The organism is Sphingopyxis sp. USTB-05, from assembly GCF_023822045.1.
Taxonomy (GTDB): Bacteria; Pseudomonadota; Alphaproteobacteria; order Sphingomonadales; family Sphingomonadaceae; genus Sphingopyxis.
The window spans coordinates 1,027,185-1,041,707 of the sequence record NZ_CP084712.1; the positions used below are offsets into that span (position 1 = coordinate 1,027,185).

General features: G+C 63.6%; 15 protein-coding genes. 9 read left to right on the forward strand and 6 right to left on the reverse strand.

Features of this window, described 5'->3' with window-relative positions:
* Positions 1-8: 8 nt before the first annotated feature.
* Positions 9-359: a YraN family protein gene (locus tag KEC45_RS04510; protein WP_062182550.1), complete on the reverse strand. Its 351-nt coding sequence runs from the start codon at positions 357-359 to the stop codon at positions 9-11.
* Entirely contained in the window at positions 356-1,216 is an 861-nt protein-coding gene (gene rsmI, locus KEC45_RS04515; protein ID WP_252171529.1) for a 16S rRNA (cytidine(1402)-2'-O)-methyltransferase, read from the reverse strand. Before rsmI ends, KEC45_RS04510 begins: the two co-directional genes overlap by 4 nt.
* Here rsmI and KEC45_RS04520 point away from each other — a divergent pair.
* Positions 1,200-2,414 carry a penicillin-binding protein activator gene (locus KEC45_RS04520; protein WP_368389962.1) on the forward strand — a complete coding sequence of 405 codons (1,215 nt, stop codon included), beginning with the start codon at positions 1,200-1,202 and terminating at the stop codon, positions 2,412-2,414. The two genes, rsmI and KEC45_RS04520, sit on opposite strands and share 17 nt — an antisense overlap.
* Positions 2,415-2,572: 158 nt before the next feature.
* Complete coding sequence (infC, locus tag KEC45_RS04525) at positions 2,573-3,109, forward strand: translation initiation factor IF-3 (RefSeq protein ID WP_062182544.1); 537 nt, start codon at positions 2,573-2,575, stop codon at positions 3,107-3,109.
* An 8-nt stretch (positions 3,110-3,117) separates the two neighbouring features.
* Here infC and KEC45_RS04530 read toward each other — a convergent pair whose 3' ends face one another.
* Positions 3,118-3,822 carry an NRDE family protein gene (locus tag KEC45_RS04530; protein ID WP_252171530.1) on the reverse strand — a complete coding sequence of 235 codons (705 nt, stop codon included), beginning with the start codon at positions 3,820-3,822 and terminating at the stop codon, positions 3,118-3,120.
* Between the two features lie 88 nt (positions 3,823-3,910).
* Here KEC45_RS04530 and KEC45_RS04535 point away from each other — a divergent pair, with 88 nt between their 5' ends.
* From KEC45_RS04535 to KEC45_RS04545, 3 genes are read left to right on the forward strand one after another with little or no spacing between them, the layout of a single operon-like run.
* The gene (locus KEC45_RS04535) at positions 3,911-4,462 is read left to right on the forward strand and encodes a DUF4287 domain-containing protein (RefSeq protein ID WP_252171531.1); all 552 of its coding nucleotides are present in this window, start codon (positions 3,911-3,913) and stop codon (positions 4,460-4,462) included.
* 11 nt (positions 4,463-4,473) lie between these two features.
* Positions 4,474-5,082, forward strand: coding sequence for a TetR/AcrR family transcriptional regulator (locus KEC45_RS04540; protein WP_252171532.1), 609 nt, complete (start codon positions 4,474-4,476; stop codon positions 5,080-5,082).
* A 24-nt stretch (positions 5,083-5,106) separates the two neighbouring features.
* Complete coding sequence (locus KEC45_RS04545; RefSeq protein ID WP_062182536.1) at positions 5,107-5,544, forward strand: hypothetical protein; 438 nt, start codon at positions 5,107-5,109, stop codon at positions 5,542-5,544.
* A gap of 41 nt (positions 5,545-5,585) precedes the next feature.
* On the opposite strand, the gene KEC45_RS04550 is transcribed toward KEC45_RS04545, so the two are convergent.
* From KEC45_RS04550 to uvrB, 3 genes are all read right to left on the reverse strand, one after another.
* Entirely contained in the window at positions 5,586-7,094 is a 1,509-nt protein-coding gene (locus KEC45_RS04550; protein WP_252171533.1) for a S10 family peptidase, read from the reverse strand.
* A 98-nt stretch (positions 7,095-7,192) separates the two neighbouring features.
* Positions 7,193-7,534: an addiction module antidote protein gene (locus tag KEC45_RS04555; RefSeq protein WP_368389967.1), complete on the reverse strand. Its 342-nt coding sequence runs from the start codon at positions 7,532-7,534 to the stop codon at positions 7,193-7,195.
* Between the two features lie 23 nt (positions 7,535-7,557).
* A complete protein-coding gene (gene uvrB / locus KEC45_RS04560; protein WP_062182527.1) occupies positions 7,558-9,744 on the reverse strand; it encodes an excinuclease ABC subunit UvrB in 2,187 nt (728 codons plus the stop codon).
* 88 nt (positions 9,745-9,832) lie between these two features.
* On the opposite strand from uvrB, the gene KEC45_RS04565 reads away from it, so the two are divergent.
* The 4 genes from KEC45_RS04565 (at position 9,833) to KEC45_RS04580 (ending at position 14,512) form a co-directional block, all read left to right on the forward strand.
* A complete protein-coding gene (locus KEC45_RS04565; RefSeq protein WP_062182524.1) occupies positions 9,833-10,348 on the forward strand; it encodes a DUF3617 domain-containing protein in 516 nt (171 codons plus the stop codon).
* Positions 10,349-10,514: 166 nt separating this feature from the next.
* Positions 10,515-11,108 (forward strand): hypothetical protein, encoded by a 594-nt coding sequence (locus KEC45_RS04570; RefSeq protein WP_252171534.1) that lies wholly within the window; start codon positions 10,515-10,517, stop codon positions 11,106-11,108.
* A gap of 406 nt (positions 11,109-11,514) precedes the next feature.
* Complete coding sequence (locus tag KEC45_RS04575) at positions 11,515-13,281, forward strand: tetratricopeptide repeat protein (protein WP_252171535.1); 1,767 nt, start codon at positions 11,515-11,517, stop codon at positions 13,279-13,281.
* A 31-nt stretch (positions 13,282-13,312) separates the two neighbouring features.
* Positions 13,313-14,512: a serine hydrolase gene (locus KEC45_RS04580; protein WP_252171536.1), complete on the forward strand. Its 1,200-nt coding sequence runs from the start codon at positions 13,313-13,315 to the stop codon at positions 14,510-14,512.
* Positions 14,513-14,523 lie beyond the last annotated feature (11 nt).

Consider the following 14,523-nt stretch of genomic DNA (forward strand, 5'->3'; position numbering starts at 1 on the left):
TTTCTTCCTCAAGGTTGCCAGACGTGGACCAGATGGCGTGGCAGGCGCCCTGGCGCAAGAAGCATCACGTCGATGCGGATATCGTCGCGTGGTCCCGCGAAGCGCGGGCTCAGCATTTCGGCGGCTGCAGCGACGCGGCGCAGGCGATATTGGTCGATGGCAAGGTCGAGATCGGTGGCGCGATCGCGCCATTTGACTTCGATAAAGGCGACGGTCCGCCCACGTCGCGCAACAAGGTCGACTTCGCCGACGGGCACGCGGAGCCGCTCGCCCAAAATGCGCCACCCGTGAAGGCGCAGCCACCATGCGGCGCGGCGCTCGGCCTTGCGCCCACGTGCTTCGGCGGCGGCGCGGTTCAAGCCTGCTCTTTCAGTGTCAGCGCGCGTGCATAGACGTCATGGCGATCGAGCCCGAAGCGCTTCGCCACCGCCTTTGCCGCCTGCGCGACGGGTTTGTCGGCCATGGCGTCGCGGAGCGCTGCATCGAGGGTCGCATCGTCGGCCGCCTCGGCCACAATCTCGCCCGGCGGGCCGACGATCACGACGATCTCGCCCCTGGGCGGCGCATCGGCGTAGCGAGCAGAGAGTTCGGTCAGCGTGCCAGTGACGCATTCCTCGAACATCTTGCTGATCTCGCGCGCGACCGCCGCCTCGCGATCGCCGAGCCCTTCGGCCATCGCGGAAAGCGACGCCGACAGCCGTGGACCGCTTTCGTAAAAGACCAGAGTGGCGCGCAGCGCCGCGAATTCGGCGAGAGTGTCGGCGCGCGCCTTTGCCTTGTTGGGCAGGAAGCCCGCGAACAGGAAACGGTCGCTCGGCAGGCCCGACAGCGTGATAGCGGCAATCGCGGCGCAGGGGCCGGGCAGGGTCGTCACATGCCGTCCCGCCGCACGCGCATCCCGGACGAGCTTGTAGCCGGGGTCCGAAATCAACGGGGTGCCGGCGTCCGACACCAAAACGACAACTTCTTGCTCCATTCGCGCAACCAGCGCGGCGCGGGTGCGTTCGTCGCTATGATCATGATAGGGGGTCATCGGAACACGCAAACCCAGATGCGACAGCAGTTTCGCGGTCACGCGCGTATCCTCTGCGGCGATCACGCCAGCGGAGGCGAGCGTTTTGGCGGCACGCGGGGTGATGTCGCCAAGGTTGCCGATGGGCGTCGCGACGATATAGAGACCGGGCAAGGGAGAATCTGAGATGTTCGAATCTGGCATGACGCTGAAAATGGCAGAAACTGTCGCCCAGCGCCAAAATAATGCACCGGCCCGCCGCCAAATGTTGCGCGGGCTGGGTGTGGCGGCGATGGCGGGTCTGCTCGCGGCGTGTCAGGTCGTGCCCAAGTCGAACGGCCCGGCGACCCCGCCGCCGCCGACAAACCCGGACGACAATGTCGGCCCCGGCCTTCCCACTGACACCGATCGCCATCGCGTTGCGCTACTCGTCCCGCAAACGGGCCCGAATGCTGACGTGGGTACGGCGATCGCCAATGCGACGACGCTGGCGCTGCTCGACTCGCGCACCGAACGCGTGCGCATCACCACTTATGACACCGCACTCGGCGCCGCCGCGGCGGCGCGGCAAGCGGTCGCCGACGGCAATAAGCTGATCCTCGGCCCCCTGCTCAGCGAAGACGTCACCGCAGTCGCGCCGGTCGCACGCGAAGCGAAGGTGCCGGTGCTAAGCTTCTCGAACGACAGCAGCGTTGCGGGCAACGGCGTTTTTATCATGGGCTTCGTTCCCGGCCAGTCGGTCGAACGCGTCGTCGCCTTTTCGCGCGCCAAGGGGCATCAGCGTTTCGGCGCTCTCGTTCCCAAGAATGTTTATGGCGACCGTTCGGCCGCAGCGTTCCGCGCTGCGGTGGCCCAGGCGGGCGGCACGCTCGTCGCGGTGGAAAGCTATGACCGCAGCGCGACCGCGCTGACGGGCGCGGCGCGGCGGATCGCCAACGCCGGCGCGATGGACGCGGTGCTGATTGCCGACAGCGGCGGCAATGCGATCCGCGCCGTTCCCGTGATCAAGACGACGGGGAACAAGCAAATCCTGGGCACGGAACTCTGGAACACCGACGCGGCGCTCGGCAGCAGCGCGGTGATGCGCGGGTCGTGGTTCGCCAGCGTCTCGGACGGCCTCTACGGCCAACTCGCGACCAAATATCGCACGCGCTTCGGAAAGGCGCCGTATCGGCTCGCGAGTCTCGGTTACGACTCGGTGCTGTTGACGGTACGCATCGCGCGCGATTGGAAACCGGGTACCAATTTCCCGGCGAACCGCTTGCTCGCTGCCGACGGTTTCGGCGGTATCGACGGCATTTTCCGCTTCAGCAATCGCGGGATCGCCGAGCGTGCGCTCGAGGTTAGCGAGATCGGCGCAGGCGGCTTCCGCGTCGTCGATCCCGCGCCGACAAAATGGTAGTGGCAGAGCAGCCACAGTCGGCCCGAAAAGCGTTATAAGGTGAGCGGCGCGCCCTTTACGACGGCGCTTTGATCACTATATGACCACCACGCGTGTTTTTGCGTCGATGCTGCACGCCTATTTTAAACGACCCAGGAGATACAGCTATACCACCGCCCATGACCCGTCGCCCAATGGCACCGATGCCGCCGAAAAACGGCCCGCGTTACAATGAATTCATCTCCTCTCCGAAAGTTCGTGTGATCGACGAGGAAGGTGAAAATCTGGGCGTAATGCTGACGGCCGAAGCGATCGAGCAGGCGGCCGAGGTGGGTCTCGACCTGGTGGAGGTCTCTCCGAACGCCGATCCGCCGGTGTGCAAATTCCTCGACGTCGGCAAGTTCAAATATGAGGCGCAGAAGAAGGCGAACCTCGCACGCAAGAGCCAGAAGACGCAGGAAATCAAAGAGATCAAGATGCGCCCGAACATCGACGATCATGATTTCGATGTGAAGATGAAGAAGGTCTTCGACTTCCTTGAGGAAGGCGACAAGGTCAAGATGACCATGCGCTTTCGCGGCCGCGAAATGAGCCACACGCAGCTTGGCCTCAACGTGCTTCAGCGTGTTGCCGAACTGACCGCCGAGATCGCGAAGGTCGAAGCGCACCCGCGTACCGAAGGCCGTCAGATGCTGATGGTGATCGCGCCGAAATAAGCGCTGGCTCAGCCGATACGAAATTCGAGGGCGGTCGTTCCAGCGGGACGGCCGCCCTTTTCGTATCGCCGCTCGATCATCCGGACGTCGCCGCCCGCCGAAACCGCGACGAGCGTCGAAGCGCGCGTGCCATAGACGTCGCCGCGCAGGAACAGTGCGGGGTCGTCTTCTTTCATCAGCGTATCAAGCAGGCTCTCCGGCTCGGCGCCCGCTGCGACCACGGCCTCCAGCGCGAGGCGCAGACGCTCGGCGCGCGGGCAGGGGGCGTCGACCGGCTCGTTGGCGAGCGCGTGGACGCCGGACTCCAGCGGGATGATCAACGGGACGGGGCGATTGGTCAGCAGCCGCGCGCCGCCGTCCACCGTGAACAGGTTGAACGCGTTGAAGCGCGGCAGGTCGTCGGCCGCAGGGTCGGCGAAGCGCCCTTCGCCGCGCAGCAGGTCGACCACCAGCGCGCCGCGCGACTCCTTGTCGGGATCGGGCATGGCGCCCCGCACATTGGTCACGACAACGACGCGGCCGCTGGGGCGGTGGACGCCAAGCCAGGTGCCGCCGGCCTGAAGATCGCGGCCAGCGATGATCCCGCTGCCGTCGCCCCATTCCGCGAGCGGCGCGGCGGGGCGCGCGTGGAACTCGTCGCGATTGCCGATGAGAATGAGGGGCCAGTCGGGATGGGCTTGGTGGGCGAGGGCGACGACACACATTGCGCGCATATCGGGGCTTGCCATCCTCTTGCCAAGTCTCTTGACAAAATCCTTGGTTGAATGTTCAATCAACTCATCTTGACGAGGGAGGACGCCGATGGCCGACGAATTCGAGAAGATGGGCGAAAGACTCCGTGCCAAGACTGGCAAGGGGCTGGACGAATGGGTCGCCGCGACGCGCGCGACCGGCATTTCCGGCCATATGGCACTGGTGAATCACCTCAAATCCGAACATGGCCTCGGGCACGGCTACGCCAATATGATCGTCCATGCCGCGAACGCGTCGTCATCGCTGTCGCAGGACGGCGACGCGTTGGTCGAAGCTGCGTTCGACGGCGCGAGGGCGCATTGGCGTCCGCTATATGACCGGCTGATCGCGCTCGTTCAGGGTTTCGGCGATGATGTCGAGTTGGCGCCAAAGAAGGGCTATGTCAGCCTGCGTCGCAAAAAACAGTTCGCGCTGCTCCAGCCGTCGACCAAGGATCGCTTCGACATTGGCCTCGCGCTGAAGGGCGAGGAACTGACGGGAAAGCTCGAACTTGCGGGGAGCTGGAACGCGATGGTCTCGCATCGCGTCCGTATCGCCGCCGACGAGGCAGATGACCGGGTAGCAGCCTGGCTCCGCGCCGCCTATGATCGCGCCGGATAGGAAGGGGCATCATGAACGCAGCCGACACGCGTCACCGCATCCTGATGACCGCGATGGAGCTGTTCTGGGAGAAGGGCTATCTCTCGACCTCGGTCTCCGACATATTGTCGCGCAGCCAGGTCCATTCGGGCAGCCTCTATCATTTCTTCCCGGGCAAGCAGGACGTCCTCGTCGGCGTACTCGAACTTTATCGCGACGGGATCGACGAGATGCTGCTGGCGCCGAACTGGGAGGGTGTGGACGATCCGATAGAGCGCATTTTTGCGCTGCTCGCCGGCTATCGCACGCATCTGATCGTCACCGACTGCACCTATGGCTGTCCGATCGGCAGCCTCGCTCTCGAGATTCACGAGCCCGACCCGGTGGTGCGCGACCTGATGGCGGCCAATTTCACCAACTGGTCCACCGCGATTGCCGGCTGCTTCGACGCTGCGGCAGGCCGGCTGCCGAAGGACGCCGACCGCAAGGCGCTCGGCGAATTCGTGCTGACGGTGATGGAGGGTGCGGTGATGCAGGCGCGCACATACCGCGACATCGGTTATTTCGATCGTAACATTGCTGTATTACGCGACTATATCACATCGTTGATGGCGACGGCAAAGGATGAAAGCTTCGCCTGATCTTTCTGGAGGGGGGAGACTGTTATGACGGAAGTTCGCAAAACGCCGTGGCACCTGTGGGTCGTCGGCGGAGTGTCGCTGGTGTGGAACGCTTTCGGCGCGCTCGACTATACAATGACGAAGATGGGCAACGCCGAATATCTCGCAGGATTCACTCCCGAGCAGCAGGCCTGGTTCGCCAGCTATCCCATCTGGGCAAATATCGGCTGGGCGCTCGGCGTCTGGGGATCGGTGCTCGGATCGGTGCTGCTTCTTGTGCGCAGCCGCCACGCGGTGACGGCCTTCCTGCTTTCGCTGGTGGGGCTTGCGATCAGCTGCATCTATCAGTTCGGTATGCATTATGCCGACCTGATGCGCATGTTCGGCACTTTTCCGATGATTTTCACCGCGATCATTTGGGCGATCCTGATCGCGCTCTATGTCTATGCGCGGCGCCAGGCTGCGGCGGGCATCCTGCGCTGAAACAAAAAAAGGGGGCGTTCGGCGACGCCCCCTTTTGATCCTTAGCGCGCCCGAATGAAGGCCCGGATATCCGCCGACAATTTATGGCGGTCCTCGTCGCGGATATACATCATGTGACCCGCCCCATAATAGGTATATTGGATGCGGTCCTGGGGGATGCCGGTGCGCGACAGCGCATATTCGGCGGCGAAAAAGGGCGTCGCGAAATCATAATAGCCCTGTGCGACCAGCACCTTCAGCCCCGAATTCTCGCGTAGCGCCTGCCCGATATAGGGCGCGACATTCAGATAGGAGTTGCTGTCGCGGTCGCCGATCCGCCAGTCCCATTGACCCCCGATCCGGCCGATCGATTGATATTCGCGGTCGGTCTTGAACCCCAGCCCGTCGCGGCTCCAGCTATTGATCGCCGCGGTATAGCTTGCGTCGATGCCATAAAAGCTTGGATCATTGTCGGGGCTTTCGCCCGCGCTGTCATAATCCTTGCCCGTGTAGCGGCTGTCGAGCCGGCCGACGGTCAGCCCGCGGTCGCGCAGCAATTCCTTGTAGAAGCGGCTGGGCGTGACGCGCAGGTCGGCATTTTCCAGGAAGGTTTCGGACAGGCCGGTAAAGCGCGACAATTCGCGGCGGATCGCGGCGCGTTCCTCTCCCTGCAATTTCTGGCCCTTGAGCAGTGCGGTGGCATAGGGGCCGATCGCCCATTGCCGTGCTTCCTCGGCAAAGGCTTCGGGCGACGAAGCCGTCGCCTTGCCGTGATAGAGGGCGGTCACGGCCATCGAGGGCAGATTGGTGATCGGCGACAATTCATTGCCCGGCGTATCGGCGCCCGCGGCAAAATCGAGCACGGTGGAGATCAGGATGATCCCGTTCAGCGCGACATCATTATATGTCTCGTTCATCAACTGGTTGGCGACCGCGGCCGAACGCGTCGTGCCATAGCTTTCGCCGCCAAGATATTTGGGGCTGTTCCAGCGGCCATTGTCGTTGAGCCAGCGGCGGATCACCTCGGCAACCAGCTTTGCGTCCTGCGTGACGCCGTAATAATCCTTTGGGTCCGCCTTGCCGATCAGGTGCGAGAAGCCGGTACCCGGCGGGTCGATGAACACGACGTCGGTGACATCGAGCAGCGCGTCGGGATTGTCGACGATCGGATAGGGCGGAGCGCCGTCGTCGGTGCCATTGCCGGGGATCGCCACGCGCTTGGGCCCGAACGCCCCCATCATCAACCAGACGGTGCCCGACCCCGGGCCGCCGTTGAACAGGAAGGTAATCGGCCGATTGGGATCGCGCGGTTCCTTGACGTATGAAGTGGTGACGACCGCGACTTCGGGCACGCCGTCCTTATTCTTGATGATCGTCTCGCCGATCGTTGCGGCATAGTTGATCCGCTGTCCGCCGAATGTCCCCGACAGCTTGGTGGTGCGAACCTGCGGTTCATAATCGGTGGGCTTTTCGGCCTTGGCCTTCTCGTCGGCAGGCTTGTCCTGCGCGTAAAGGGCGGCGGGCGCGGCGGCGGCAAGCGCCAGGGCGATAAGCGACAGACCTGTTTTCATTGATGGTTCTCCCCGTTGCGGGGCGGACCCTAGGCAGCCGAAACGGCGGGGGCAAGGACGCTTATCGGAAAACGTATACGTTTTGTCGAAGCATGGGATCAGGCAACCATGGGTTGTACCGATAATTGCAGGCCAAGCGCGTCAAGAACTGCTGTCAGCGTCTTCAGCGTGGAATTTCCGTTCTTGGAAAGCGCGTTGTAGAGCGCTTGTCTTCCGAGTCCGGTTTGCCGTGCGATTTCGGTCATTCCCTTCGATCGCGCAACATCCCCTAGCGCGCTGGCGATGTGCTTTGCATCATTTCCCTCCATCGCCGCCTCTAAATAATAGTGGATGTCCTCAGCGGCTTCGAGATAGTCCGCCGGGTCAAAGGGAGTGTTCCCCGTGCCATCATTTGCTTCCTTTGTCAGCGCCTTGGCTTTGACGCTAGGAGTTGGGGCCAGGGATTAATCCAAACCGGAGTAGCTCACCGCCCCCATTTGGTCTTGCTCTGCTTCCCAAAACGCCCCTTGCGTGTCCCCGGCTTGCCCTCGTTCGAGCGCCCGACGCGCGGCGCGACTTGTTCGTCCGCGGGCAGGCCGAGTTCATCGGCTTCGAGCTTGCGGATTTCGTCGCGCAGTCGGCCCGCTTCTTCGAATTCCAGGTCGGCGGCGGCGTCGCGCATCTTCTTTTCGAGCTCCTGGATGTACGCGCGCAGATTATGGCCGACCATGTGCGCGGGCTTGTCGTCGCCGATGTCGATCGTCACCTGATCCTTCGACGCGACATGCGCGATGATGTCGCCGATGTTGCGCTTGATCGTCGTCGGGGTGATGCCGTGCTCCGCGTTATACGCTTCCTGCTTTTCGCGGCGCCGGTCGGTCTCGCGCATCGCGCGTTCCATGCTGCCGGTGATGCGGTCGGCGTAGAGGATGACGCGGCCGTCGACATTGCGCGCCGCGCGGCCGATGGTCTGGACGAGCGAGGTTTCGCTGCGCAAAAAGCCTTCCTTGTCGGCGTCGAGGATCGCCACGAGCCCGCATTCGGGAATGTCGAGGCCCTCGCGCAGCAGGTTGATCCCGACCAGCACGTCGAACACCCCGAGCCGCAGGTCGCGGATGATCTCGATACGCTCGAGCGTCTCGACGTCCGAGTGCATGTAGCGGACCTTGAGCCCCGCTTCGTGAAGGAATTCGGTAAGATCCTCGGCCATGCGCTTCGTCAGTGTCGTGACGAGCGTGCGGTATCCCGCCGCCGCGGTCGCCTTTGCCTCGGCGATCAGGTCGTCAACCTGCTCCTCGACCGGCTTGATAAACACTGGCGGGTCGATCAGGCCGGTGGGGCGGATCACCTGTTCGGCGAAGACGCCCTGCGTACGGTCCATCTCCCACGTCCCGGGCGTCGCCGATACGCTCACTGTCTGCGGCCGCATCATGTCCCATTCGGCAAAGCGCAGCGGACGATTGTCGATGCAGCTCGGCAGGCGGAAACCATATTCGGCGAGGGTGATCTTGCGGCGATGGTCGCCCTTCGACATCGCGCCGATCTGTGGGATCGTCTGGTGGCTCTCGTCGACGAAGAGCAGGGCGTTGTCGGGCAGATATTCGAACAGGGTCGGCGGCGGCTCGCCGGGCAGGCGGCCGGTCAGGAAACGGCTGTAATTCTCGATCCCCGCGCAGCTACCGGTCGCGGCAATCATCTCCAGGTCGAAATTGGTGCGCTGTTCAAGCCTTTGGGCTTCGAGCAGTCGTCCTTCGGCTTCAAGTTCCTTTAGCCGCTCAGCAAGCTCGTGGCGGATCGCCTCCGACGCCTGCTTCAGCGTCGGGCCGGGGGTTACATAGTGGCTGTTCGCATAAACGCGGACATAGTTGAGATTTGCGATCTTCTTGCCCGTCAGCGGGTCGAATTCGGTGATTTCCTCGATCTCGTCGCCGAAGAAACTGACGCGCCACGCCATGTCCTCATAGTGCGAGGGGAAGATTTCGAGGCTGTCGCCGCGCACGCGAAAATTGCCGCGCGCGAATGCCTGATCGTTGCGTTTATATTGCAGCGCGACAAGCTTGCGAATGATTTCGCGGTTATCGGCGACCTGACCCTTCTTCAAATCGAAGATCATTGCCGAATAGGTTTCGACCGAGCCGATGCCATAGAGGCACGATACCGAGGCGACGATGATGACGTCGTCGCGTTCGAGCAACGCACGCGTCGCCGAGTGGCGCATGCGGTCGATCGCCTCGTTTACGCTCGACTCCTTCTCGATATAGGTGTCGGACCGCGGCACATAGGCCTCTGGCTGGTAATAGTCGTAATAGCTGACGAAATATTCGACCGCATTGTTCGGAAAGAAGCTCTTGAACTCACCATAGAGCTGCGCCGCCAGGATCTTGTTCGGCGCGAGGATCAGCGCCGGGCGCTGCAACTCGTCGATGACTTTCGCCATGGTGAAGGTCTTGCCCGAACCGGTGACGCCGAGCAGTACCTGATCGCGCTCCCCGTCGAGCGCCGTCGACACCAGTTCCTTGATCGCCGTCGGTTGGTCGCCGGCGGGCTCATAGTCGCTAACTAACTCGAATCGTTTGCCGCCTTCGACCTTGTCGGGGCGTGCCGGACGGTGCGGGACATAACCCTCGGCCGTATCGATTTCATCGAGCGATGTACGAATCTGAATTGCCATTGCTGCCAATATGGTATCGATGGGGCGGGTCCACAATCGCAATGAATCAAAACAGAACCCCCGAATGAATAGTCACAGGAGACAGGGTATGAAGAAATTTCTGACGGTAGCCGCCATTGGCGCGCTGGTCGCAGTGGCCGGTTGCAGCGGCAAGAGCGAAAATGCGAGCGGTCCGGTGAAGCGCGAAGCGGGTAACTGGAAGACCGACGTCAAGCTGGTGAAGTTCGAAGTCCCCGGCATGCCCGCCGAAATGAAGGACGGCATGGCGAAGATGATGGAAGGCGCCAGCGGCATGGACCAGTGCTTCACGCAGGAACAGGTCGACAAGGAAGATGTCGCGGCTGAACTCGCCAAGGGTCCGGGCAACGGCGGCGAGTGCAAATGGTCGAAGAAGGACGTCGCCGGCGGCAAGATCGACGTCGCGGGCACCTGCACGGCCAACGGCCAGACCGTCGACATGGCGATGGTCGGCACGATGGCAGCCAAGAAGACCGACGTCACCATCACGACCAAGGGCAAGGTCCCGACCGGCGGCGATATGGAAATGGTCATGCAGATGACCAGCACCCACACTGGTCCCTGCAAAACGCCGACCACGACGTAAGTCGGCGCGCCTTTTAGGAAAAATTTTGGAGCGCCGGTGGAAACCGGCGCTCCTTTCATATAGGTTGCACCTAGAGGGGGGTCGCAACCATGCTCTGTTATATTATTATGAGGGCCGCCTTCGACGGTAACGGGCATCGCGCGTTGCATATCGGTGCTGCCTGAACTTGACCGCTTGGCTCGATCGTCGTGCCACTCCGTTGCTGCTCGGCCTTGCTGCCGGGCTGCTTGCGGTAGCCGCCGGATTGCTCGCCGGAGCGGACGCTGCCGAACGCGCGGGACTAGCGGCACGATGGACCGCGCGGGCGGGACTGCCGCTGTTTCTTGTCGCCTTCCTTGCATCGACGCTCATGCGTCGCTGGCCTGGACCAGCGACGCGCGCGCTACTGCGCCGGCGACGGCAATGGGGGTTGGGCTTCGCGCTGGCGCACACGATTCACCTCGTCGCGCTCGGCATCAACGTCATCGTCTATGCGCCGGGGCGGACCTGGCAATCGCTGATCGGCGGCGGGCTGGCCTATGTCGTCATCTATCTGATGGCGCTGACCTCGACCGACGCCTGGCAGAGGCGGCTCGGCAAATGGTGGAGGCATCTGCACCGTTTTGGCGTCTATTATATATGGTTCATCTTCACCGCGAGCTATGCTGGGCGTGCCTTTGGCGCCGATCCGGAAAAGCGTGTCGTCGGCATTGTCTTTGGCAGCGTCATGGTCGCCGCGCTCGCGCTGCGGCTCTGGCCCGGACGGCGTGTCATGCGATGAGCGGTGAAGCGTATCGACTTGCCGGGCGACAGAACAGGTGGGGCTGTCGGGTCGCCCGGCGAAGTCTAAAAATGAGACCTGAGGGGGATCGAAGGGTGCCAGGGACCAGCTCGCACCTTTCGCCTTTTGGCCTCACACCGCATCATCGTAGGAATGACGCGATGGAGGAAAGAATGCCACAGTTTCGAAGCTGCGGCAGTTACAAGGGGTCACATGCCACGATGTTGCCATTTGATAACCAATTCTTAACCGGCTTTCGCGTTTTTCCTCGCAGATTGGCGCGGTGCTTTTCTTCTGATATGGCGTTCAGGCGCCTTGTTACCGTTACGTAGAAGTAACAATGGGTGGCCGCGCCAGTCGATTGGCGTATCTACCGCACCGCCCGCGAGGGGTATTTGAGGGTAGCATGGACCAGGCGAAAACGAACGAGATACAGGACCCCGCCGAGGTCGACCGGATCATCGCGGCGGAGCTTGAGAGCCTGCTCGATTCTCCGATGTTTACCCGCTCGCCCGTGCTGTCGCGCCTGCTGCAGTTCCTGGTCGAGCACCGCCTGCGCGGCGGACGCAGCTCGCCCAAGGCTTATGCGATCGCGACCGAGGCGCTGGGCCGCAGCGAAGATTTCGATCCGGCCGTCGACAGCTATCCCCGGGTCATGGTGGGGCGGCTGCGCAGCCTGCTCGATCGCTATTATGCCGATACGCCGTGGGTTCACCGCCTTCGCGTTCCCCAGGGCAGCTATGAAGTCGTCGTCCAGTATCGCTCGGCGCCGCCGGCAGCGCGGTCGGCGGAAGAACCATCGGCCGACGATGACGTCAAGACCGCAGGCGCCGTCGCCGGAGGCGCGGGCCGCGCGGCGGTTCCCGGCGGCGCCCGGCGCGCGCCGGACCGCGGTGCTCGCTTCGGCCGCTGGATTGTCGTCCTCATCCTTCTCGCGCTCGCGCTTTTCACGCTCTGGACGCTCCGCGGCGAGGCCGACCGGTTGTTCGTCGGCGATCCGGTACCGGTCCCCTTGATCGAAGTCAGCGCGCCCGTCGCAGGAAACCTGCCGGAATCTCGCGCTTTGGCGCGGGCACTCGACGGAAAATTGCGCGATGGGTTGCGTCGTTTCGACCTCGTCGACCTTTTGAGTGCGAAGGCGCCGGGCAGCGCGGCCGTCGGCAAAAGCGATTACCGGCTCGATACGTCGATCGTCCGCACGGTCGAGGGCAATACCGACGTCACGCTTGTGCTCAACCGCGTCGCGGATCAGCGCGCCATCTGGTCGCAACAATTGCGCCTGACGCCGGATGAAACGCCCGAATTCGTCGCCATCGAGCCGCTCATCGCGCAGCTTGCTGGGGACTATGGGGTCATCGTGCGCGATCAGGTTCAACGTCAGCCCGACAATTTCTCACCTGGCTTTCCGTGCCTCGCGCAGTTCAACCGGATGCGCCAGATGCGCAATGTGGCGAACGCGAAACCCGTCGACGCGTGTCTCCGCGCGACGGTCAAGGCCAACCCGCGCGATCCGGTCGCACTCACGGCGTTGTCGCTCGTGCGTTTCGGAGACTGGCAGCCCCAACGCACGACGCCTGCGGGGCGCGAAGCCTTTGCGGAAGCCCGGGCACTGGCGCAGCGTTCCTATGAAAGCAGCCCCAATTCGTCTGCGGGCCTGTTCGCAATGGCGCGCGCCAACTTCTATGCGGGCAACTGTGCCGGCGGCAACGCGATGGGCGACGCTGCGATCACGCTCAATCCCTATGATGCCGACATGTCCGGGTTTCTTGGGTTGTTCAAGATGACGTGCGGGATGGGAACCGAGGGCGAGCTGCTGCTCCGCCGGTCGCTGCAGCTCGATTCCTCCTATCCCGGCGTTCCCGCGGTCACGCTCGCCTTCACCCTGTCGCAGCGCGGCGAACAGGAGGAGGCGCGCCAGATCCTCGATCATATGCCGTCGCCAAGCAATATGGAGCCGCAATATATGATGGTGCGGGCGATCGTGCAGGCACGGCAGGGACAGGTGGCGGAAGCGCGTGCTCAGTGGCTGCGCCTGCTCGCCTATACACGCCAGCCCGCCAGTGCGACGCCCGAACAGGTGCTGGGCCGGTTCATCATCACCCCGGTCGTGATCCAGCGTGCCGCGACGGCGCTTCGCGAATCGGGCGTGGTTCCCGCGCCGGCGGCGCCTTGACGCTGCGCCGGGCGCTGCGCAAAATGCCGCCATGCTTTCGCTTCTAGCCCTGCTGACATCGGTCGCGTCGCCGGCCCCCGCCGCGGTGGCGGTGCATTTTGACCGCGAGGGAAAGGTCGAGGCGCGCGTCGCCGAGGGGCTCGCCGACCGGGCTAGCGGCCGCGCGGTCACACCCGACGACCCCGTCCGCGTGGCGTCGGTTTCGAAACTCGTCGTGGCGCTCGGCGTGTTGCGGCTGGTCGAGGCCGGTAAGCTGGATCTCGACCGCGACGTGTCGGATTATCTGGGCTGGCGGCTCCGCCACCCCGCGTGGCCCGACCGCCCGATCAGCCTTGCGCAGTTGCTGGGGCATCGTTCCGGCCTAAACGACGCCACCAATTACGCGCTGCCACTGGACGCCGACCTGGAGACCGCGCTCGCCGACCCCGCGGCGTGGGACAAGGCACGTCCTCCCGGCGGCGATTTCGCATATGCCAATTTCAATTACCCCGTCGTCGCGGCTGCGATCGAGGGGGCGACCGGCGAGCGTTTCGACACGGCCATGACGCGGCTCGTGTTTCGCCCGCTCGGTCTCGACGCCTGTTTCAACTGGCCGACTTGCAGCGACGCGGCGGTCGCACGCGCTGTCATACTCTACGATGCCGACGGCAATGTGGTGCGTGACGATCTGAAGGGAGCGCGGCCGGCCTGTCCGGTCGTGCCGGCGGCGGACGGCCGCTGCGACCTTGGCACCTATCGCCTCGCACGCCACGGCGCGGGGTTCAGTCCGCAGGGCGGGCTGCGTATCTCGGCGAACGGCCTCGCGCGCATCGGCATCATGCTGCTGCGCCGCGGCGACGGGTTCCTGAAACCCGAAAGCCTCGCCCGGCTCGAAGCGATGGCGCCGGTTCGCCCGACGAGCGGCGAGGGGACGGGCGGCGTTTTCTGCGAATATGGCATAGCTATGCACAGCACGGGCGGCCCGGCGCTGCGCGATCCTGCCTGCCGCGACGGCCTGTTCCGCGACGGCCGTCTGCGCCTCGGTCATTCGGGCGATGCCTATGGATTGCGTTCGGGTTTGTGGTTCGACCTTGAAGCCGGCGATGGCATTGCCTATTTCGTCACGCAGGTGCCGGAGGGGCAGAAAGGGACACGATCGGCTTACAGCGCTGCGGAGGAAGTCTTGGTCGATACGGCGCTTCGCCGCACGGCCGATGCCAGCCCTCTTGCCAGTCCCGCCCACGCGCACTAGGGCAATTTTCA